We start from the raw sequence: 22,612 nt of genomic DNA, 5'->3' as shown, positions 1-22,612 counted from the left end.
ATTTTACTGCATGGCATTCTTGCTCATTTACTCGTGTGGTATAGAGAAATATATTCCAGAAGGAGAACAACTATATACCGGCGCAAAGCTCGATTTAGAAACCGCCAATGAGGTGAATGACATTAAAGAGGTGAAGACCGAGTTGCTCAATTTAATCGAACCCAACCCCAATACAACTTTTCTGGGGATGAAACCTGCCCTATTTTTTCATTATAAGGCACAACGCAGAAAACCTGGTTTCATCTATAAATTCTTAAATAAATCTTTTGGTGAGGAACCCGTTTATTTTTCAGATGTGAATCCAGAACGGGTAGAAGAACTTATATTGAACAGACTGGACAACAACGGTTTTTTCTACAGTCGTTCCGATTCAGAAACTCGTATCACTGGTAAATTCGCATCCGTAAATTATTCGGCAAAATTACCAGAACCTTATCTGCTAGAAAATTATAAGTTAGAAACCGATTCACTTCCTATCTATAAGGAAATAGAAAAAATGTTACCTGAAACGGCCTTAGTACAAGGTGACCGTTTTGACCTCGACCTACTAAAGATAGAAAGAGCACGATTAAACCATGGTCTCAAGCAACGCGGGTACTACAATAGCCAAGAAGACCTTTTAATTTTTGAAGCAGATACAAATCAATATAAGAATAGAAAATTCGACCTCTTTCTTAGACTGAAAAAAGATGTGCCTGGTCGGGCGTCGATACCCTATACAATTGATTCGATTACGGTTTATCCTAATTACTCAATTGAAGGAGATACCTTACCGTTGGCTCAAAAGAATTCGACCCAAATTGATGGTATCGATTTTATACAAGATAAACTGTATTTCAAACCAGAATTATTGGAATCCTATCTCTTATTCAATAAAGGAGACCTATATGATGCTAATACATCGAAACTCACCAGTAACCGACTATCGGCCTTAGGAAGTTACAAATTTGTAAACATCCAATACACAGAACTCGATACTACAGCAACCGACGGTGACAGTGGTTCTTTGGCAGCCAGTATTTATTTAGCGCCGTTAACCAAACGCTCTATACGAGCAGAATTGCAGGCAGTTTCGAAATCTAACGGGTTTACAGGCCCAGGAATTTTACTGACATACAGCAACCGAAATGTATTTAATGGCGGTGAAACCTTTAGTCTCTCCACTAACTTCTCTTATGAGTCTCAACTATCGAGCGGGAACAACTCAAGCTTAAGTAGCATTGCAGGTGGCATAAAAGGCGATTTAATTATACCAAGGTCCATCCCGTTTTCGCCCAGTAGATTCAAGTATGCAGTACCAAAAACAAAAATTTCATTAGGATTAGATTTTCTGCAGCGAAGTCAGTTATTTACTTTGAGCTCCATCAACACCTCTTTTGGATATACCTGGAAGGAAAATCAATATGTATTTCATCAATTAGACCCAATTAGTATCAACTATTCAAAATTATCGAATGTAACGGATCAATTTCAGACCATTCTTGATGATAATCCTTTTTTAAGAAGAAGTTTCGACCAACGGTTTATAGCAGGTCTTATGTATGGTTTCACTTATGATGAAGTCTCAAACCTCGGTAAGGAATATCCCATCTATTTTGCCACTAATTTTGATTTGGCGGGCAATATGTTCAGTTTGGTAAGTGGTAGCTCAGAAACCATTTTCGGTGCAGAATTCGCCCAGTATGCAAAAGTTGATGCAGATTTACGTTTCTATATGCGGTGGGAAAAAGAACGTACTTTGGTTTCACGACTTTATGCAGGTTGGGGTGTACCTTATGGAAATAGCCAGACGTTACCCTTTGTAAAACAGTTTTTTTCTGGCGGACCATACAGTGTTCGAGCTTTTAACATACGATCCTTAGGTCCCGGTAATTTTAATGCCGAAACAGAAAACTCCTCTACCGATTATTTTGACCGTTCAGGAAATTTAAAATTGGAAGCTAATGTTGAATATCGTTTTCCATTAATCTCCTATTTGAAAGGTGCCTTTTTTATTGATGCTGGTAATGTTTGGCTTACAGGAGATTATTCTGATATTGAAGATGATCAACAAAATAGCAACTTCTCACAAACTCTATTTACAGATGGTAAATTTGAGAAAGACTGGTTAAAAGAAATAGCGGCCGGTGTAGGTTTTGGGTTGCGATTAGATATTCAGAATTTTGTAATTCGATTAGATTTGGCTTCTCCGCTTCGTATTCCATATTTACCAGAAAATAACCGTTGGAATGTTCCTTTCTTTGGCGATATCGATAACAATATGACCTTAAATTTTGCAATTGGTTATCCGTTTTAAGGAATCAGTTTCCCCAAATGCGCTCCCAAAGGGCTGTCATTAAACGTTTCGCATCCTTTTTAAACTTTGGCATTTCTTCAACTAGTATGTCATCCCCTTTGGGAACAAGTCGATAACTGAATGCAAATTGCGTATCATTCTTATCCATACTTATTAACCCGAACCGTAAATCGTTAAAGTATAACTGCCCTTCTTTTTCTGATATGGTATACCAACCTTCAGTGATTATAATGAGCCTTTCTATTTTCCCATTTGCAGCCAAATCACCCAATAATTCATGGTTCTTTGAATATGATGTGAAAACGATTGGTTTACTGTCAAAAAAAGAATAGTCACCCATAAGGTACGCATTCTCTGTATCGACATTGGCCATCCATAAAATAGTATTAAAAGGAGCAGGTCTTGTATGTAATTGCGAATATGAGATTCCCTGAACCTCCAAGGCATTTTCAAATTTATGATATGCAATTCCTTTTAAAATTAACGTCAATACTAAGTAAGAACTACTAATAATGAGTCCCAGATTGACATACTTTCTTCGTTTCAAAGCTGTTCGCTTTTGAAATAGTGTCAAAATCAGGAATACCAAAAAAGGAATTGTATACAAAGGGTCAATCACAAATACACTCTGAAAGGCTAGTCTAGTCTTGAAAGGCCAAAAAAGCTGTGTACCCCACGTGGTAAAAGCGTCTAATAATGGATGAGTGAATAGGCCCCAAAACATAAGCCATGACCAGTCTTCCCAAGAAGCTTCATCACGTCTATTTAATTTCCAAATGAGCCAACCAAAAACTGGTGCGAATAAAACCGCAAAGAAAATGGAATGACTAAACCCCCTATGCCATTCCGTTGCGGTTACCGTATCCATAAAATACCGCGACAGAACATCTAAGTCTGGAATAGTACCTGCAATAGCTCCATAAAGCATTGCTTTATTCCCTACTTTTTTACCCAATACAGCTTCACCTACAGCTGCGCCAAGAACTATTTGCGTTAACGAATCCATATGCCCCTTAGCCCCCAAAGGGGAATTTAAATATCAAGTTCAAATACTAACACTTATACTATTTCCTTTCTCTATCAAACTTGAACTTCTTCACTCTACAATACCCATCTTTTTCAAAAGAAATGAAGCATTCATATTCTGACAAATACCATCTTTAAATGTATAGTCGAAATGGAGTTCATTGTCAATAATTTCAGCATCAAAATAATAGTTCTTAACCATAGGATATTCTTTGGCGACTTCACATAAACTTAAATCGTGGGTTGCAATAATACCTGTAGATTTACTTTTCACCAAACGCTCTACGAACTTTTTAGAACCAAGTGCCTTATCGGTACTATTCGTTCCTTTTAATATTTCATCTAATACAATGAAATAACGGTCGGTTTGGATTTCATCGACAATGTATCGAAGACGTTTTAATTCTGAAAAGAAATAAGATTCATCGTCTGTCAGTGAATCGGTCGTACGCATACTAGTAATCAATTTTATCGGTGAATAAGACACTGCCCCTGCACAGACAGGCAAGCCCACATTCGCCATCATTATCTGTAAGGACACCGTTCTTAAAAAGGTACTCTTACCCGCCATGTTGGCTCCAGTAATGATAAAAAATTGACCACCTTCAATAATGATATCATTTAGGATACTTTTTGAAGGATCTAACAAAGGATGGCCCGCATTTTTAGCTTTCAAAACCACTTCATTAGTGGTGATTTCTGGATATGTAAATGATGGATGGTTAAAAGCATAATTCCCCAAACTGTTATAGGCATCAAAAAAAGTAATGGTCTCGAACCAAGTTTCTACATCCCTACCATAACTATCAATCCATTTTTCAACAGCAAGACAATCGGTCAATGAGCGTAGAAAAAATCCGTTTGCTATAACAAGATATAGTAGGTTATTATTACGGTCTAAGTTACCCAAGAGCGCTGCGAATTTTTTAAGGACTCCAGAGTTTTTCTCTCCTCCACTAAGAATTTTTGATTTATTCCTTTTTAATAATTCAGAAGTAAAAACAGTACCTTCAATCATTTCCAGCAATTGGTTATACTGGTCGAAAGTGGATTTTAATTTGGTAGCGTCCTGCCCTAATTTTGTTACCTTTTTGGTGAATACACCAACAATAAGCATCCCTAATAACAACCAAAAAATCAATAAAGATTCAGGTACAAAATCCAAAAAATAAGCTACGAAAATACCAATGGACAAACCTGAAAATACTAACGGTATATACTTCATCGCCTTTGGCACAAAAGGAACATAATTTTTCAACCAATCGGTAATGGTTTTTGTAGAAGTTTCAGTTCTGGTAAGTGAAGCCATCGCGGAAAATTCTTGACGCCAATCGACCATTTCCCCTATTTCGATTATTGCCTGCTGCTTTTCTTGAATAGAGTTTATATCATTTTCCAAGTAAATATCGGCAAGCTTTTGACTTCCTTCTGGTAATTTCGTACGATTAGAAATTTGATAAAAAGAACCATCCCCAAATAAATCAATATCCTGACTAAAATAATGGCCTTCTTCATTGAATTCCTTTCCAGTCTGAAGTTTGCTATAATTCCGTTCAAAAACTTGAAGCTCTAAAGTATTGATAGCGACCAATTCTTGTGATTTAGCCTTTTTGCCTTTTAAATCTGAATACCTTGAAATCAAATACAAGAATACCGGGATACCAATCAGCAAAACACCAACCACATATTTGGCATTTATAGAAGCAAAATAAACAGCGGTAACAGTCACTAAAAAAATGACTAGCCGTAATGAGCTAAATAAAAATAGTTTTTGATTCAGAGCGCCTACTTCCTCCTCAAAACCAGCAACTCTTTGTGTATAAAATTCAGATAAATTCCTCATTGATTTGCACTCATTTTAAGTTTGCAAAGATACTCTTAGAAAATGATAGCTACTTACACTTTTAGAGGACATCTAATTCTGCACGCAACTTTTTAGTGAATTTGGAAACTACCATGTCGTAGGAGTGGTCTATTAATTCCTTCAGTAGTTTTGGTGGTAATTGATCAAGAAAAACTGTATTCCAATGCACCTTACTCATGTGCCAACCTTCAATAACACCATCATGCGACTCGCGCAGTTCAATAGCCCTGTCAGGGTCGCATTTTAAGTTTACTTGTGAAGGAGCACGCTCTAATCCACATAACGCGAACATTTTCCCCATCACCTTAAAGACTAAGGTTTTTTCATCGAATGGAAAACCCTCTGTCACTGCTTTTTTTGAAAGGCAATAGTCTCTAAACGCCTCAATGTTCATTTTAATTTGGTTGATGATTGAAAATATCTAAAAAAGAATGTTTTCAAAATAACACTTCCTATTTTCCTTGAGTTCTAATACCAATATTTACCATTTAGCAAGTCCAAAAATGTCTCAACATCTTTCCAGACACACCTAATTTTGACGAAGTACGTATCACCACTATTATTGACCTATACCATCTCAAAGACTTCCCCTACTAAATTAGGATTACATGGAATTTAAGATAAATCTATATCCAAAACCTATTGTTACCAAGACTTAGTCAATGTTGCATTTAAATACTTATAGAGTCGTAAACAATAACCTTGTTCCACAAGCTTTCAGATTCTTTAATGAATAGCTTATGCGGTGCTTCATCTTGATAGGCCTTTTGAGATTCAGCAGAATCAAAAGAAAGAATTAGTGAATAGGTGAAAGAACCATCGACCACATTTCTACTTGCACTTGGTGGCGTACCAATAAACTTGGTCTTTGCGTAACCCGAGTTGTCTAAAAACTTCCTTAAAGAGGTTTCAAATGCTGCACGATCGGCTACATTATCTGGATTTTTTAACCAAAAAAATACGGTATGGGAAAAATTGGAATCGAATTCTGTCATTTCTTTATTATTTTGACCAAAAACGGTGCTGGTCATAAGTGTTATTGCAAGGATACAAATTATGTTTTTCATTTTTAAATTTTAATTAATTAACATTAGTTCTCTAATTGGTCTATTTTTTGTTGTGGGATTTTAAGTGCTGTATAATCTAACTTCCAGCCTATGGTTTCCACAATTTTCTCCATTATCAATACCGTCTGCAAGGCTTCTTTACGAGCGGTTTCCATCAATCCGCTTTCTGGTATTTTTTTGCGAATATGTTTTTTAGCCTCTGCATTTAACTTGGTCAAATCCTCCGGTACGAAAAAATTAAAAAAACCACTCTTAATATCATAAAACTCTAACTCCGGCTCTATGCTTAACACCTCATAAGACTATTAGTTTTTTTTCTTCATCTGCATGCATCAACAACTTACTAAGGTCATACCCAATATGAGCTTTTGCCTTAATAACAACCAAGGCTTTTTTCTTACTACTTACCAAGCTCATAAACTCCTTTACATTCTCGTATTTATATATTTCAGCAAAATCGCCCTCAACGGATATCAGCTTACAAACACTCTTCATTTTATCTAACAGTACGGTAGATTGGTGTGTTGTAATCTCTTTAGTTTTCCTTCCTTTAAAAAAGTTAAAAAACCAATATGCGCCAATAGCACCTAAAATTAAACCAAAAATAGTATCGAATATATTATCCATTTGTATTCCCTATTTCACCCAAGTGAGTGAACTTAAACCCTTTTTTATATTTAAGTCCGTAGCCAAAGATACGGTCCATGGCTATATGTATAAAAAGAATTGTGCCTATTAATTGGACGAAAGGCCACATTAAGTAAATACCTACAAAATATAAAAGTATGCCTACACCTCGATGATGCGCCACATTATAACAATAGGCTCCTACTTTAGGGCCAAGAAGATAACCCACCATCGAGATATCGGGAGCCAAAATCAATACGGGCAACCACCACCATTGGTACCCTAACAGCCCGAACATAAATATACCAAGAATCATTAAGGCAAGCTCTTCTAATTTCAATAGGTTTTTCATGATTATACTATTTTATAAAGCACAGGTCTACTCGGACTTGCATCATTTTCAAAAGGGGCTACTTGTAGGTTTAAAAAATAATTCCCGTCGGGAACGAAATTAGGAACATAAATAAATTCAGTAATTGTCGAACTCAATCGTACTTCCCCACTAAAATTCCAAAATGCTTTGTGGGCCAAAAGCTCCCCATTATCTTTTTCTTTATCTACAGATGGTAAATCAATTAATAGATGCTCTATACCCAAATTTCGAATATACTCCATTGCTTCTTCCAAAATGTAAGGTGGGTTGGTATGTGAATATTGTCTTGTCAATTTAGACTTAGCATTTGGTATTGTACGAATGATCAAAGCCTTCGGCGCCTCATCTTTTAATATTTCTTTTAATTGGTTTTTGGTAATCACCAAATCGCCATTTTCCTCAACAGGTATTATTGTAATCACTTCTGCTAAGAAAAAAAACTGATGTAGATTTTGATTGATGGACTGATGTTCTTTTGATATATGACCAACACACTCGGTATGGGTGCCATGTGCGTGCGGATTAAACCAAATATCATAAAAATTAGTGCTCGAACCTGCAGAAATACTACCCGTAAATTCTCCGTCTATATGTGGTTCGAGTTTTGGGTGCCCAACATACCATGCATTTACATTCTGAGCGATGTTTGTAATTGGTATTGAAATATCTAAGGGTTTAGATAAATCTATTTGGTAGTCTTTAGTTTCGTAAGTAATAGTAGTTTTCATTTTTACTTTGTGTCAGTATGAACGCAGTCGAAGACCTATACGAACTATTTACAAAATTAAAATAGTATACTTGGTAGCAACAATACGCATAGAAAATTACAACTTTTTAGATTGCTCCTCGTAAAGATTTTTTTGTCGAGAAGCTTCATGTTTTCCGGATTGTTCTCGATACATTTTTTTTGTTTTCGTTTTACTTCAACAAAAAAATACTTGAACTGACATTTATTACTCGTGGACACCCTGTCACTTCGAGTAAATTTCAAAGTAGTCGCTGAGCCTACCGAAGTGTAAGAAATTATTCATATCGAGAAGCTTTCATGTTACATACTGTTGTCGATACCTAGCTAACGGAGGTTAACCATAAACAAGTCGGCGGCAATTCCATCAGCTAAAAACATTCCTTTTTGAGTAGTTTTCAATACATCATCCTGTAAAAGCAATAATCCTTCCTTTATATATTTATCAGATTGAAGCAATGCATATTCCTTGTGCTTTTCACCATATTCTGAACCAATTCTTAATAAAGATACACCCCAAATAGTGCGCAGCCCAGTCATTACATATTCGTTATATTGGTCAGCAACTGTCAAAACCTCAACTTCCATAGGAACAACCCCTTGTTCGATTGATCTTATATATTTTGGATTATTATTGATGTTCCACCCTCGTCTTGTTCCGTCAAATGAATGTGCCGACGGACCTATACCTATATATTTTTTTTGCTGCCAATAGGCAGAATTGTTCTGCGAATAAAAGCCTGGTTTAGAGAAATTTGATATTTCATAGCATTCAAATCCTACATCCAATAAAGTAGTATACAACTCCTGAAAATGTTCTTGCGCTTCTTCGTCTGTAGCAGGTACGACCAATTCTTTCTCAACGAATTTTGCGAGAGCCGTTTTGGGTTCTACCGTTAAGGCATAACTGGATATATGAGGAATATTAAAACTAATGGCTTTTTCTATGTTTTTCTTCCACCGCTTCAAAGTCATATTAGGCATCCCATAAATAAGGTCGATAGAGATATTACTAAAATGTTTCGTTGCTATTTGCAAACACTTTTCTGCCTCAATAGTATTATGAGCCCTATTCATCAGTTTTAAATCTTCTTCAAAAAACGACTGTATACCTATGCTCAATCTGTTGATAGGACTCTCGGCCAACTGAAGTATTTTCTCTTCAGATAAATCATCAGGATTCGCTTCTAGCGTAATCTCCGGATTACTTACAACACTATAATGTTCATAAACCGAAGCTAAAATTAGCTCTATTTCATCTGTCTGCAAAACGGATGGCGTACCTCCACCAAAATAAATAGTCGCTACCGTTTCATCGTTAAATTCAGCTTTTCGCAGTTCCAGTTCCTTGCAAATAGCCGAAATCATTCCTTCTTTCTTACTTAGGGAAGTAGAAAAATGAAAATCACAATAGTGACATGCTTGTTTGCAAAATGGAATGTGAATGTATATACCGCTCATAGTTCAGTTTTCAGTGGACAGTTTCAGTTGGCAGTAAAATTCTCTGAACCAAATTTTAAAGGATTATTGTTCATGTAATTTAATAGTTTACCCACTTCTTCACTTTCATTAAAGAACTCTTGATAAGAATCTTTATCAAGATAATTACACTCCAAGGCAAACTCTAACCAAGTTTGTGTTTCAGAATTTTCAGGATATCTCCTTTTACGATAAGCTTCCGCAATATTAGCACTTACACTCCTAGAAGAACGTCTAACCTGATCTGTCAGTGAATACTTTTCTTCCTTTAGAAATGATTTAGAAACATGATAAATCTTCATCGCCAAAGCAAAAAATTTTTTATACGCCAATAAATCCTGAAACTGCATTTCTTATTGTTTTACTGCAAACTGAAACTGTCCACTGCTTACTTTTTAACTCGCTTATCATTCTGCTTTACAAAAGCATCCCACCCGGTATAATTTTTACCAACCTCGATTCTGCCTTCATTGTAAAAATGGCATACTGCAGCAGCTAGTCCATCAGTGCTATCTAAGTTTTTAGGTAAGGTTTTTAAGCCCAACACACTTTGAAGCATTTTTGCAACCTGTTCTTTACTAGCATTTCCATTTCCGGTTATTGCCATCTTAATCTTTTTGGGCAAATATTCGGTTATCGGTACTTGTCTTGAAAGACCGGCAGCCATGGCAACGCCCTGTGCCCTGCCTAGTTTGAGCATAGATTGAACATTTTTACCGAAAAAAGGTGCCTCAATAGCGATTTCATCGGGGTGATATGTGTCTATAAGTTCAATAGTACGTTCAAAAATAAGTTTCAATTTGGTGTAAGGGTCCTTATATTTTTGGAGTAACAATTCGTTCATTTGAATGAACTCCATTTTTTTACCTACTACTTTTATGAGTCCAAACCCCATAATCGTAGTTCCTGGATCTATCCCTAATATAATTTTCTCGTTCGCCAAAATGCTTAATTTGTATTTAATTGAACAGGAATACGGTATTTACTATTTACCGGAATCCCTCTTTTTAAAGCGGGTGCAAGTTTAGGAAGATTCTTTAAGCTTTGGGTAATCACGCCATCAAATTCTGGCATTTGTTTTAGTACCGAAGCATCTTTTTCTATGTTGGTGACATTAATTCTCCCTGTAGTATCAATCACAAAAATAACAGAGATAGTTTCACTTTTCTTATCGGAAAGGATTAGTTCAAAATCATTTAAGGTTGTTTGAAAATGAGTTATTAATGTTTCCTCAAAGCAAATTTTTTGTTCTGCTTTGCTGGCCGTTTCATCACACGTATAAAAAAATGGATACGAATCAACACTGTTCCAATCTATATGGCGTAATTCTTCATTAATAAGCTCTTGCGTTCTCTTTTGTTTAGATTCAAAGAATGAACAAGAATTTAAAAGCATTAAGATAAGAAAGTATACATATCGTTTCATTACACCTGTTCTACATGTGAAATTACGATTTTTTTGAGGAGTTTATTCTTTGGTAAAATGGATTTGCTCCTTTAACTCCGTAATGCGTTTTCTAACCGATTCATAAAAGTATGGATGCTCGTTTGGATATTGCTTCAGAAAATTTTGATAAAACTCTAACTTCTTTTTTGGGTCAGAGCCCAGCTGATCATATACCGTAGTGATATTATAATAGATACGTGCATCTGTTACATCATTATCGTGGGCCAATTTGTAATAATCCAAAGCAGTTTTTAAATCCTCTTGATCACGGGCTATATCTGCCAATCGACTATACCCTTCGGCAAATATTGGTTTTTGCACTTCCATAGCTTTATTAATGAACATTTTAGCAGAATCCAATTTCTTTTCTTTCTGATAAATGCTAGCCAAACTAAAATACGTTTGAGAATTGCTGTCATCTCTACTTAACAAGACGGTATAGTTCTGTTTTGCCTTTTCAAATTCCCAATTCATAAAATAAGAATACCCCAACTTCTCGTATACGTACTCTTTGTTCTCCCCCAAATCTAATACTCGCTCAAAAAAGGGAATCGCATTTTTGAATTGAAAATCGTTATAAAGAACAAGTGCATTAAGGTTAATCATGGCTACATCATTTTCATATAGCAGTAATCCCTTTTCTATATAATTCAGAGCGCTATCCCGTTCCTGTTTTATGGTATAATATTTTGCCAGTTGAAATAGACTTCGAAGATGTGTACTATCTAAACTCAAAGCTTTTTTATAATGAACCAGACTTTCATCAGATAATTCAAGATTGCTATTAGCTTCCCCTAAATAAAATTGAAATTCTGGATTTTCATTGTTGAGTTGTATGAGGTTAATAAACACTGATTTTGCATCCGCATACGTCTTTACTTTTAAAAGTAATTTACCTAACTCTAATTGTGCCAATTGAAAATTCGGATTGTCATTCGTCACATACCGATATTGAACAATTGCCTTATCAAAATTTCGAATAGCATTGTAGCTTCTTGCAATCTGGAGTGCTGCCGTACCATCGCCGATTTTCGAATATTCATTGATAGCTTTAGAATAATTACGGGTAGCATATAAACTATCTGCAACGGAGGAAGACGAGGTTTGCGCCTCGGCTTTACATAGTTGTAATATTAGAACAACAAGAAAAAGTTGTTTCATAGTAAGATACTTCTATTGTAATTTGAAGTTTACCGGAATTGAAAACGGAACATTCACCGCTTTACCTTCATTTTTACCGGGCGTCATTTGTGGCAATCTTTTAATGATACGCTCTACCTCATCTTCCAATAATTTATCGGGACCTCTCATTTCTATGTTATCGATAACTCCTATAGAAGTAATCATAAACATAACGTTTACTCTACCCTGAACACCAGCCTCCTGAGCTGCTAAAGGATAATTAAAATTTTTACTTATATGCGCTTGAATCATCTCATTAAAACATGCCCTTTTATCGAAAACATTTTCACAACCTGGGAAAATTGGGACTTCCTCTACTATAGCAAAAGCAAACTCTCCTTCAATATCATAGTTTTTTGATTGCACGTTTGTGATTTCAGAATCATCCAATTTAAATACTATTGGAATAGAATAAGGTATACTGATTACCTTTCCATTTTGTTTAGCAGGTTGCATTTGAGGTAATCTATTTATAATGCGCTCCACTTCATCTTCCAACAATACATCTGGCCCTCTCATTCTTAAGTCAGCAACAATACCATTCTCGTCAATCAAAAACATCACATTTACTCTACCTTCTATTCCAGCTTTTTGAGCTTCCTCAGGATAAGAAAAATTCTTACTTATATGCTTTTGTATTTTTTCATTAAAACAAGCTCTTTTATCTTCAACATTCTCACACCCAGGAAATACCGGTGCTTCATCTACAACAGAAAAATTAATACCAGAACCTACCTTCAGTTTTGTCTCATTAAATGAGCCATCTACGGTTTTTGATTCCAACTCACAACTAGTGTAAAACAACATTCCCAGTACCATAGGCACTAATAGCAAATACTTTAATTGCCAGATTTTCTTTGATTTTTATTTTTGTAACATAACGATTCGTTTTTTGATTAATGATTGTGTGAAAAACTGATTGATGAATGATATTTGTTCAGTTTGAAATACTTGTGATAATAACTGCTGATAATGTTCAGATTTATGCTCTTTAGCAACTTGGGCATCAGCAGTATATTCGTGTAATTCTGCAGTACGATTTTGATACACGTATACTAATGGATTAAACCAACCTACAATACGCATCAATTCAAAGAATAGAAGATCCCAAGTATGACCCTGTTTTATATGTACCAGTTCATGTTCAATAATGGTATTATGTTTCATTTTCAACACCTTATCACCAATGAAGATTGATTTGAAAAAGGAAAAAGCCAGTGAACTATTTTCTATGATGACTTGAGTAAAATTAGCATACCGAATTTTCTTACCACTTTCTCTAAGTAGATATAATTGTCTCAATTTTAAACCGAACAATACCGTGGCGACAAACATTCCTGCATAAAAAACGACCATATACCATGATAGTTGAAAAACATTAGTATCCATTACTTCAACTGAAACCACTTGTCCACTTAAATTCCATAAAAAATCAGGATACCCAGCAAAAGTCTTTGGTACTTGTTGCTTAAATGCTTCAATTTTTACCCAAGGCAGAATTATGGAGAGCACATAAGTGCCTAACAAATACACTCTGTTCAATTGAAAGAAGGTTTCCTTTTTTAGGAAAAAGTCATAAATGACCAAAAATAATAATTGAAAGGCGATGCACTCAAGAATGTATTGTATCATTTGATCTTGAATTAGTCTTCTGTTTTAGTATTTACCTCTACCGGTTCGGCAGCTTTTTTAATTTCCTTCATTACCGACTCTAGTTCAGAAAGGCTCATATCGTTCTTCTTCATGAAAAAAGACACCATACTTTTAAATGACCCTTGAAAATAATTGTCAACCAATTTATTGATGGACTGATTACTGTAATCTGACTTCTGCACCAATGGAAAATATAGATACCCTTTTCCTTCTTGCTCGTGATCTACAAAACCCTTGCTTTCTAAAATTCTTACTATCGTAGAAACCGTATTATATGCCGGTTTTGGTTTCGGCAACTGTTCTAAGATAGACGCAACATTACATTTCTGTAATTTCCATAATAATTGCATTACCTCTTCTTCTGCTTTTGTTAACTGCTTCATTCAACTAAATATTTAGTTAAAAAATAATATTTATGAATCTCACTGTAACTTTTGAACGCTATCTTAGTCTAAACAACTACAGTTACTTTAAACAATGGATATATTCTTACTCGTACTTGGTTTTATTTTAATGCTTGTAGGCATACTAGGTAGCTTTTTGCCTATTTTACCCGGACCGCCGATAAGTTGGGTTGGGCTGCTTTTGCTTCATTCTACCAGTGTAATTACAATGAATTGGGTATTCTTAGGCATCACTTTAGCTATTGCGCTAATAGTTTTTGCCTTGGATTATATTATCCCTGCCATAGGAACTAAAAAATTCGGAGGTACACGTGCTGGTGTAATCGGCACTACGATAGGTTTGGTTGTAGCACTAATCTTTCCTGTTCTAGGGCCTTTCGGTATTATTATTTGGCCTTTTATTGGTGCATTGGTTGGTGAATTATTAAATAAAGCGGACAAAAAAACCGCTACGAAAGCGGCTTTTGGTTCATTCTTAGGATTTTTGACCGGTACTTTTTTAAAGTTTATGGTCACTATCGTTTTTCTAGGCTTGTTCATTTCGAAAGCATGGCAACACAAAGCTGCCCTGTTTCCTTTCTTTGACTAAACTTATTCGTTAATCCAATCTGTTTTAGCTGCTATAGGGTTTCGTTTTCCTTCTGGAAGTTCTCCATCAAAATTTCCCATATAAAAGAATCCCAAACATTTTTCACCATCCGCCAAGGTGAAAAATTCATTCACGTATTTTATGAGTCCGGGTGAAGACCAATAACAACCTATACCCATTTCAGTACATAAAAGCCACATATTCTGTACTGCCATTGAAACTGCAGCAACCTCCTCCCATTCAGGTAAAGATTCCTTCGTATCACGCTGCATACAAATCGCAATGACAGCTCCTGCTCTTTGTGGGTTTTCTTGTAGTTTTTTAATTTTTATCGCCTTAGGCCTAGGGTCTACTTCCTTGTATTTTTTAGATAAAAATGTTCCTAAACGCCTTTTGGCATCACCTTGTATTACCTTAAAGCGCCAAGGTTCAGTGCACTTATGGGTTGGAGCCCAATTAGCCGCTTCAAGCACCTTTTCAATATCGGTTTGTGCAATAGGAGTATCATCATATTGTGCCGGAAATATTGATCGTCTTTTCTTTATAATTTCAAATATCATATCTAATTTTGTTCGTTATTCATTGTTAGTTCTTCGCGATGGTTGATGGTTGATGGTTGATGGTTGATGGTTGATGGTTGATGGTTGATGGTTGATGGTTGATGGTGTTTACAAAATTAAGAATTTAATACACTCTTAGTTCGTAGCTCCTGACTCCTAACAAAAAGCTTATTTTTTAAAAATTTAAGCACTAAATACGTTCTGTTTGTCACTAATCACTATCTCCTAACAACAATTGTATGCAGTTTTTCAAAACCGGATTCGTATGTTCCTTCTTCCAGATAACCGAAAGTTCTGCACGCTGAGGAATATTTTTAAGTTCTATAAACTTTACACGCATTTGAAAACCGTTCTGTAATGCTGTTGGTACTATAGCGATGCCCATATGATTCTCTACCAACTTAAAAATAGTATGCGCATGAACCGATTTATGTGAGACTTTAGGTGTGAATCCTGCATCTTGACAAATGCTCATTATTGTATCATAATACAATGGACTATAGGCTTTGCTAAAAAGTATAAAATCATCATTTACAAATTGATGTATTCCTTTAAATTCTCTAGTAAGTAATGGATATCGTTCTGGCAGCACCAACGAAAATGTATCCTTGAAAACGGTTTTCATTGATAATGTACTTGGAACGCGAGAAACACGTACAAAACCCATATCCAATTGGTCGTTCAAGACGGCATCTACTTGTGCGAAATTTGCAAGTTCCTCTAAAGATGTCTTCACTTTTGGGTAGGCGTCCTTTATTTTCAACAATAATTTAGGAATCACCTCTTGCATTGCCGAACCTAAAAACCCAATCCGTAATTCCCCACTATTTCCGTCACTAATTAATTTTAATTGCCGTTCAACCTTTTCTAAATGATTAAAAACGAATTCAACTTCTTTCTTTAAGTAATGACCTGCTGGTGTAAGAGATACCTTTTTCTTAGTACGTTCGAATAATTGTGTTTCTAAAATTTCTTCCATTTGCCTAATCTGTCTACTTAATCCGGGTTGGGAGATGAATAATTTTTCAGCAGCTTTTCTAAAATGCAATTCCTCTGCAACGGCAAGAAAATAAGTAAAGTGACGCAATTCTATTTGATTACTCATAGTTATGAATTGATGATACTATTGATATTGGTAATTATCAAAAATAGGTATTAATTTTAATTCAAATCTAGAGACGTCAAAGCTATGAGTGAACAGGCATTTAAATTAGGTGAGGATTGGCTTACTGCCGGGAAAGCTTTAGAAATTGCAAATGGTAAAATTTCCATTATCCTTTCTGATGAAACTCAGCAAAAAATAGCAAAAAGTTGGACCATTGTTCAAAAGATAGTAGACAAGGGGCATCCGGTGTATGGTATTAATACTGGTTTTGGACCATTATGTACAACCAAAATTTCAAAATCTAAAACCCATATATTACAGACCAACATCCTTCAAAGTCATAGTGTAGGGGTAGGTAACCCAATAGCGAAAGACATAGCGAAATTGATGTTAATTCTTAAAGTCCAATCGCTGGCTAAAGGATTTTCAGGAATTGCCCTAAAAACTTTAAAACGGATTATTTGGCATATAGAAAACGACGCTATCCCTGTGGTGCCTTCCCAAGGATCTGTTGGTGCATCAGGTGATTTGGCTCCCCTGTCCCATCTATTTCTACCGCTTATAGGTCTGGGCAAAGTTGAGTTTAAGGGTGAAAAAATTACCACTGCAACCTTGTTCGAGCAAACTGGACTCGAAGCTATACCTCTTGGCCCAAAGGAAGGGTTAGCGCTAATTAATGGCACACAATTTATCGCCGCACACGGAGTGAAGGTTGTTGCCGAACTTCACTCCTTATTGGCTCAGGCCGATATTATAGGTGCCATGATGATTGAAGGGTTACAAGGTTCGGTGAAACCATTTTACAATGAACTTCATGCACTGCGACCGTTCAAAGGCAATGTTCATGTTGCTAAACGCGTTAAAAAATTATTGAAAGGTTCTGAAATAATGGAGGATCACATTGATTGTGAAAAAGTACAGGACCCCTACTCCATTCGATGTATTCCACAAGTACATGGCGCTTCCCGAACCGCTTGGTTGCATTTGAAAGAATTATTAGAAGTTGAATTGAATTCAGTAACAGACAACCCGGTTATCATAGATGAAGAATTGACCATTAGTGGTGGTAATTTTCATGGACAGCCATTGGCTATGGCCTTAGATTATGCATGTTTGGCAGCGTCCGAATTAGGTAATATTTCAGATAGAAGAATTTATTTGGCCTTGGAAGGAAATAGTCCTGGAGTTCCTAAATTACTGATGAGCGATACCGGTATTAATTCGGGTTACATGATTTTACAGTATACAACGGCAGCTTTAGCAAGTGAAAACAAAGGACTCTGTTTTCCATCAAGCGCAGATAGTATTCCGACATCCCTTGGTCAAGAAGACCATGTAAGTATGGGCTCAATAGGCGCTAGAAAAGCATTACAGGTCATTGGTAATGTTCAGAAAATATTAGCTATTGAACTGCTGACAGCAGCACAGGCATTTGAGTTCCGAAAGCCATTAAAATCTGGTGTCTTTTTAGATGAGGTGCATAACGCTGTACGAGAACAAGTAGCATTTGCTAAAAAAGATCGCGTTTTTGCAGACGATATTGAAAAAGGAATAGAAATGATTCAGAATAAGACAATCATCAATGTTGTAGAACGTGTTCAAAAAGAACATAACATATCATTAAAAACTAACTTTTCAACTGAATTCGAAGTATATTGAATCTATGGAAAAAACAACTTTAATAGGCCCTTTCAAACAAATTATACCCATGACCGGGCTCCCTTTAAAAGGTGCCATAAAGGATAGCGAATTGCAGATTATACCTGATGGCGGTATCTTGATAAAAGATTCCGTTATTGTGGCGATTGGAAATTTTCAAAACTTACAAGCAGAGATTAATCCTGAAGAAACGATACTTTTAAAAGGCAATCATGTTTGCGTACCGGGTTTTATAGATGCACATACCCATATCTGCTTTGGAGGTTCACGTGCGAAGGATTATGCCATGCGAAATGCCGGTAAAACCTATTTAGAAATTGCACATTCAGGTGGAGGTATCTGGGACACGGTCACTCAAACTAGAATGGCCACTCAAGAAGAATTGACGAAAAATACTATAAAAAGAGCTAATCGTCATCTCAAAAATGGCACTACTACGATAGAAGTAAAAAGTGGTTATGGGCTAACGGTAGAAGAAGAATTAAAAATGTTACGGGCAATCAAGAATGCCAACTGTAGCACTTTGCCAGATTTAATACCGACCTGCTTAGCCGCACATATGTTACCCAAAGATTTTTTAGGCACAGAAACTGCATACCTAGCTGAAATAGCTGAAGGTTTATTCCCTATTCTCAAAGCGGAAAAACTAGCAAACCGTATTGATGCATTCATTGAAGAGAGTGCATTTTCATCCAAAGACATTAAAGCCTATTTTGAAAAAGCAACTAAAATGGGATTTGACATCACCGTACATGCCGATCAATTTACACCGGGTGGAAGCAAAGTTGCTGTAGATCATAATGCAGTAAGTGCGGATCATTTGGAAGCAAGTACTGAAAATGAAGTAGTCTTATTAGCAAATAGTACTACTATAGCCGTTGCATTACCAGGAGCTTCCATAGGTTTGGGCTGTGATTTCACTCCTGCACGTAAATTATTAGATGCAGGTGGCTCACTCGCCATTGCTAGTGACCACAACCCAGGTTCTGCCCCAATGGGCGATTTGTTGACCCAAGCCAGCATCTTGGGTACTTTCCAAAAACTAACGAATGCAGAGGTACTTGCAGGAATTACGTATAGAGCGGCGGCTGCCCTGAACCTTTCGGATCGTGGAAAATTAGCGGAAGGACTTCTTGCTGATTTTGGTGTCTTTCACAGCGATAACTATCAAGACATTCTTTACAACCAGGGCAACTTAAAGCCTTGTATGGTATGGAAGGATGGGAATTTGGTCTACGATAAGCATAAATAGTAAGTGTAATTATTGAATTAGCGAACAGTAAAAATCAGAATGATGGAATTTAAAGAACAGATACAAATTGGAATTCCCAATGACCTTCCTCCAAAAAAAGAACGTTCTTCAGCAGTTAGTCATGCTCCCAATCGCAAGCAAATACTTTCTAAAGCCGAAAAACAATTGGCTATTCGAAATGCCCTACGGTATTTTCCATCCAAATGGCATTCGATACTAGCTCCTGAATTCGCAGAAGAATTACAAACTTTTGGGCGAATTTATATGTATCGTTTTCAACCATCATATAAGATAGTTGCGCGACCTATATCTGAATATCCAGCTAAAACAACCCATGCAGCTGCTATTATGTTAATGATTCAAAATAACTTGGATCCTGCCATTGCACAACATCCCCAAGAACTGATTACCTATGGTGGTAACGGAGCTGTTTTTCAAAACTGGGCGCAATACCTGCTAACCATGCAGTACTTGTCTGAAATGACAGAAGAACAGACATTACACATGTATTCTGGTCACCCTATGGGTCTTTTTCCATCTTCAAAAGAAGCGCCACGAGTTGTGGTGACCAACGGAATGATGATTCCTAATTATTCTAAACCAGATGACTGGGAAAAATACAATGCGCTTGGCGTAACACAATATGGTCAAATGACCGCTGGTTCATTTATGTATATTGGCCCTCAGGGTATCGTTCATGGTACTGCTATCACGGTGATGAATGCATTTAGAAAAGTATTAAAATCCAATGAAACATCTGCAGGAAAGTTGTTTTTAACGGCAGGTTTAGGAGGCATGAGTGGTGCTCAACCCAAAGCAGGTACTATTGCCGGATGTATTACCATCTGTGCAGAGGTTAACCCACATGCAGCGAAAAAAAGGTTTGAGCAAGGTTGGGTAGATGAATTAATTGAGAGTTTAGATGCTTTGGTAAAAAGAACCAAGGAAGCTAAAGCGAAAGACGAAGTAATATCCTTGGCATATATCGGCAATGTTGTTGATGTCTGGGAACGATTTTATAAAGAGCAGATTTATATTCATTTAGGTTCTGACCAAACTTCATTGCATAATCCATGGGCTGGTGGATACTATCCTGTCGGACTTTCATTCGAAGAAGCTAATTTAATGATGAATCAAGACCCAGAAGCTTTTAAAGCAAAGGTTCAAGAATCATTATGTAGGCATGCAGATGCCGTTAACCTTCACACAGAAAAAGGAACCTATTTCTTTGATTACGGAAATGCCTTTCTTTTAGAGGCTTCGAGAGCAGGTGCCGATGTTATGGCATCGAACAACATCGATTTTAAATATCCATCTTATGTGCAAGATATTCTAGGCCCAATGTGTTTTGATTACGGTTTTGGTCCTTTTAGATGGGTGTGCTCCTCCGGCAATTCTAAAGATTTACGAAAAACTGATGCCATTGCCTTACGGGTATTAAAAACTCTAAAAAAGGAAGCTCCACCGGAAATTCAACAACAGTTGCAAGATAATATTAAATGGATTTCTGAAGCCGAACAAAATAAGCTAGTAGTAGGTTCTCAAGCCAGAATCTTATATGCAGACGCAGAGGGCAGGGCAGAAATAGCGTTGGAGTTCAATAAAGCGATTGCAAATGGAGAATTGTCTGCTCCTATAATTTTAGGCAGAGACCATCATGATGTAAGTGGAACAGATTCGCCGTATCGGGAAACAAGCAATATTTCAGACGGAAGCAAATTCACAGCCGATATGGCGATACATAATGTCATTGGCGATAGTTTTAGAGGTGCTACTTGGGTATCCATTCATAATGGCGGTGGTGTCGGATGGGGTGAAGTCACCAATGGCGGATTCGGTTTAGTACTTGATGGATCACAAGATGCAGATCGAAAACTCAAGAATATGTTGTTCTATGATGTAAACAATGGTATCTCTCGACGTAGTTGGGCACGAAATAAAGAAGCTATGTTTGCTATTCAGCGAGAAATGGATAGAACCAAAACACTAAAAGTTACTTTCCCTAATTTAGTGGAAGACAAATATTTAGAGAATTTATTTTAATTAAATAGTGGTGTAAATTACATTTTTTAAAGTTTAAATTTTTACTCAAACACATTTAAAATTTTGTACGATTATTATTACTTTTACACCATAAAAAAGTGCTGTTTTAAAATCTTCTCATTCTTCCTATACTAGGGCAACATAGTAACGTAAAGATTTTATAATTCACGAAACGATAATACAAAAAATTCGAAATCACATGTCACATTACACGCTAGCTAGTAAGGATAATTGGATTGGTAGATCTTCGAATCAAGAACTATACTTGAACGAAAAAATTCGTTTTTCAAGTATTGAAAAACCACTTCAATCCGAAGAAAACAAAGTTATTGCATTATTAGGCTATAGTAGTGATGAAGGAGTCCGCAGAAATCAAGGTAGGGTTGGTTCAGCATTGGGCCCTGACGCCATACGTAAGCAATTGGGAAAAATGCCCAATCATTTAAATAATGAAACTAGACTGATAGATTTTGGCAATCTAGAATGCCCAGATAAAGATTTAGAAGGGTTACAGAGCGAATTAGTGATTGCAGTAAAATTTCTATTAGAGAATAACGCCACACCCATCATATTAGGAGGTAGCCATGATCTTGCCTACGGGCATTATAATGGTTTGTCACAACACTTACCGGAAGGAAAAATCGTAGGCATTATTAATTTTGACGCACATTTTGATTTAAGGTCTAATACCGATGGCAATAACTCTGGCACACCTTTTTATCAAATTGCTATGGAGCATGATACTAAAGGAACACCTTTTAGGTATCTAGCTTTGGGAATTAGAAAGGATGCGAATACTAAAGACCTATATGAATTTGCCGAGAGACATTCAGCTTTTAATCTCCCACAAAAGCATTTCAACATGGCCCATTCCGAACATGTAGAATTACTATTGATGCAGTTTATAGAAGATGTAGATTATTTATACATAAGCATAGATTTAGACGGTTTCTCATCGGCATATGCACCAGGCGTAAGTGCTGCTTCACCAATGGGATTTTCACCAGATATTGTTCTTAAAAGTCTTAAGTTGATTCTCGAATCAGGAAAATTATTGGGGTTAGATGTGGTAGAATTAAATCCGAATTTCGATGTGGATGATCAAACGGCTAAATTAGCTGCCTCCTTAATTCATTATGTAATCCATAATCTTTAGGGGAAAAACAAAAAAAGCCTCCCAATATGGAAAGCCTTTCATTGGGTACTATCGGTATAAACCGATAAACACAATTGCCTCAAAGT

General features: G+C 36.3%; 22 protein-coding genes and 1 pseudogene. 6 read left to right on the top strand and 17 right to left on the bottom strand.

Annotated features, from left to right (window positions below; all coding sequences use genetic code 11):
* Window positions 1–10 precede the first annotated feature (10 nt).
* Window positions 11–2,296 carry a BamA/TamA family outer membrane protein gene (locus tag ES765_RS15890; RefSeq protein ID WP_138115294.1) on the top strand — a complete coding sequence of 762 codons (2,286 nt, stop codon included), beginning with the start codon at window positions 11–13 and terminating at the stop codon, window positions 2,294–2,296.
* A 4-nt stretch (window positions 2,297–2,300) separates the two neighbouring features.
* On the opposite strand, the gene ES765_RS15885 is transcribed toward ES765_RS15890, so the two are convergent.
* The 15 genes and pseudogenes from ES765_RS15885 to ES765_RS15815 form a co-directional block, all read right to left on the bottom strand.
* A complete protein-coding gene (locus ES765_RS15885; protein ID WP_138115293.1) occupies window positions 2,301–3,302 on the bottom strand; it encodes a metal-dependent hydrolase in 1,002 nt (333 codons plus the stop codon).
* A 90-nt stretch (window positions 3,303–3,392) separates the two neighbouring features.
* Window positions 3,393–5,165 (bottom strand): MutS-related protein, encoded by a 1,773-nt coding sequence (locus ES765_RS15880; protein ID WP_138115292.1) that lies wholly within the window; start codon window positions 5,163–5,165, stop codon window positions 3,393–3,395.
* 61 nt (window positions 5,166–5,226) lie between these two features.
* Window positions 5,227–5,580 carry an MmcQ/YjbR family DNA-binding protein gene (locus ES765_RS15875; RefSeq protein ID WP_138115291.1) on the bottom strand — a complete coding sequence of 118 codons (354 nt, stop codon included), beginning with the start codon at window positions 5,578–5,580 and terminating at the stop codon, window positions 5,227–5,229.
* A gap of 277 nt (window positions 5,581–5,857) precedes the next feature.
* Complete coding sequence (locus ES765_RS15870; protein WP_249356513.1) at window positions 5,858–6,217, bottom strand: Dabb family protein; 360 nt, start codon at window positions 6,215–6,217, stop codon at window positions 5,858–5,860.
* A gap of 59 nt (window positions 6,218–6,276) precedes the next feature.
* Window positions 6,277–6,880: pseudogene (locus ES765_RS15865) on the bottom strand (DUF4230 domain-containing protein).
* The gene (locus tag ES765_RS15860) at window positions 6,873–7,232 is read right to left on the bottom strand and encodes a DUF4260 domain-containing protein (protein WP_138115289.1); all 360 of its coding nucleotides are present in this window, start codon (window positions 7,230–7,232) and stop codon (window positions 6,873–6,875) included. Before ES765_RS15860 ends, ES765_RS15865 begins: the two are co-directional and overlap by 8 nt.
* Window positions 7,233–7,234: 2 nt before the next feature.
* The gene (locus tag ES765_RS15855; protein WP_138115288.1) at window positions 7,235–7,981 is read right to left on the bottom strand and encodes a cyclase family protein; all 747 of its coding nucleotides are present in this window, start codon (window positions 7,979–7,981) and stop codon (window positions 7,235–7,237) included.
* A gap of 344 nt (window positions 7,982–8,325) precedes the next feature.
* Window positions 8,326–9,459: a radical SAM family heme chaperone HemW gene (gene hemW / locus ES765_RS15850; protein ID WP_138115287.1), complete on the bottom strand. Its 1,134-nt coding sequence runs from the start codon at window positions 9,457–9,459 to the stop codon at window positions 8,326–8,328.
* A gap of 23 nt (window positions 9,460–9,482) precedes the next feature.
* Window positions 9,483–9,827 carry a four helix bundle protein gene (locus ES765_RS15845; RefSeq protein WP_138115286.1) on the bottom strand — a complete coding sequence of 115 codons (345 nt, stop codon included), beginning with the start codon at window positions 9,825–9,827 and terminating at the stop codon, window positions 9,483–9,485.
* Window positions 9,828–9,865: 38 nt separating this feature from the next.
* Window positions 9,866–10,420, bottom strand: coding sequence for a crossover junction endodeoxyribonuclease RuvC (ruvC, locus tag ES765_RS15840; protein ID WP_138115285.1), 555 nt, complete (start codon window positions 10,418–10,420; stop codon window positions 9,866–9,868).
* 5 nt (window positions 10,421–10,425) lie between these two features.
* On the bottom strand, window positions 10,426–10,902 hold the full coding sequence (locus ES765_RS15835; RefSeq protein WP_138115284.1) for a hypothetical protein: 477 nt from the start codon (window positions 10,900–10,902) through the stop codon (window positions 10,426–10,428).
* 42 nt (window positions 10,903–10,944) lie between these two features.
* The gene (locus tag ES765_RS15830; protein WP_138115283.1) at window positions 10,945–12,084 is read right to left on the bottom strand and encodes a tetratricopeptide repeat protein; all 1,140 of its coding nucleotides are present in this window, start codon (window positions 12,082–12,084) and stop codon (window positions 10,945–10,947) included.
* Window positions 12,085–12,096: 12 nt separating this feature from the next.
* On the bottom strand, window positions 12,097–12,888 hold the full coding sequence (locus ES765_RS15825; RefSeq protein ID WP_249356508.1) for an energy transducer TonB: 792 nt from the start codon (window positions 12,886–12,888) through the stop codon (window positions 12,097–12,099).
* A gap of 81 nt (window positions 12,889–12,969) precedes the next feature.
* Complete coding sequence (locus ES765_RS15820; RefSeq protein ID WP_138115282.1) at window positions 12,970–13,737, bottom strand: M56 family metallopeptidase; 768 nt, start codon at window positions 13,735–13,737, stop codon at window positions 12,970–12,972.
* An 11-nt stretch (window positions 13,738–13,748) separates the two neighbouring features.
* Complete coding sequence (locus tag ES765_RS15815) at window positions 13,749–14,141, bottom strand: BlaI/MecI/CopY family transcriptional regulator (RefSeq protein WP_138115281.1); 393 nt, start codon at window positions 14,139–14,141, stop codon at window positions 13,749–13,751.
* Window positions 14,142–14,235: 94 nt separating this feature from the next.
* On the opposite strand from ES765_RS15815, the gene ES765_RS15810 reads away from it, so the two are divergent.
* Entirely contained in the window at window positions 14,236–14,751 is a 516-nt protein-coding gene (locus tag ES765_RS15810) for a DUF456 domain-containing protein (RefSeq protein ID WP_138115280.1), read from the top strand.
* Between the two features lie 2 nt (window positions 14,752–14,753).
* Here ES765_RS15810 and ES765_RS15805 read toward each other — a convergent pair whose 3' ends face one another.
* Together ES765_RS15805 and ES765_RS15795 are read right to left on the bottom strand one after the other, a co-directional pair.
* Window positions 14,754–15,311 (bottom strand): nitroreductase, encoded by a 558-nt coding sequence (locus tag ES765_RS15805; RefSeq protein ID WP_138115279.1) that lies wholly within the window; start codon window positions 15,309–15,311, stop codon window positions 14,754–14,756.
* A 211-nt stretch (window positions 15,312–15,522) separates the two neighbouring features.
* Window positions 15,523–16,416: a LysR family transcriptional regulator gene (locus tag ES765_RS15795; protein ID WP_138115278.1), complete on the bottom strand. Its 894-nt coding sequence runs from the start codon at window positions 16,414–16,416 to the stop codon at window positions 15,523–15,525.
* Between the two features lie 84 nt (window positions 16,417–16,500).
* On the opposite strand from ES765_RS15795, the gene hutH reads away from it, so the two are divergent.
* The 4 genes from hutH (at window position 16,501) to hutG (ending at window position 22,526) form a co-directional block, all read left to right on the top strand.
* The gene (gene hutH, locus ES765_RS15790) at window positions 16,501–18,075 is read left to right on the top strand and encodes a histidine ammonia-lyase (protein ID WP_138115277.1); all 1,575 of its coding nucleotides are present in this window, start codon (window positions 16,501–16,503) and stop codon (window positions 18,073–18,075) included.
* Window positions 18,076–18,079: 4 nt separating this feature from the next.
* Window positions 18,080–19,327 carry an imidazolonepropionase gene (gene hutI, locus ES765_RS15785; RefSeq protein ID WP_138115276.1) on the top strand — a complete coding sequence of 416 codons (1,248 nt, stop codon included), beginning with the start codon at window positions 18,080–18,082 and terminating at the stop codon, window positions 19,325–19,327.
* A gap of 42 nt (window positions 19,328–19,369) precedes the next feature.
* Complete coding sequence (locus ES765_RS15780; RefSeq protein ID WP_138115311.1) at window positions 19,370–21,370, top strand: urocanate hydratase; 2,001 nt, start codon at window positions 19,370–19,372, stop codon at window positions 21,368–21,370.
* 199 nt (window positions 21,371–21,569) lie between these two features.
* Window positions 21,570–22,526 (top strand): formimidoylglutamase, encoded by a 957-nt coding sequence (gene hutG / locus ES765_RS15775; protein WP_138115275.1) that lies wholly within the window; start codon window positions 21,570–21,572, stop codon window positions 22,524–22,526.
* Window positions 22,527–22,612: the final 86 nt, after the last annotated feature.

The sequence above is a fragment of the Maribacter sp. ACAM166 genome, assembly GCF_005771495.1.
In the GTDB taxonomy this organism is placed as follows: Bacteria; Bacteroidota; Bacteroidia; order Flavobacteriales; family Flavobacteriaceae; genus Maribacter.
Note: the sequence above shows the minus strand (reverse complement) of the source record. Positions and strands in the feature narration are given on the sequence as shown.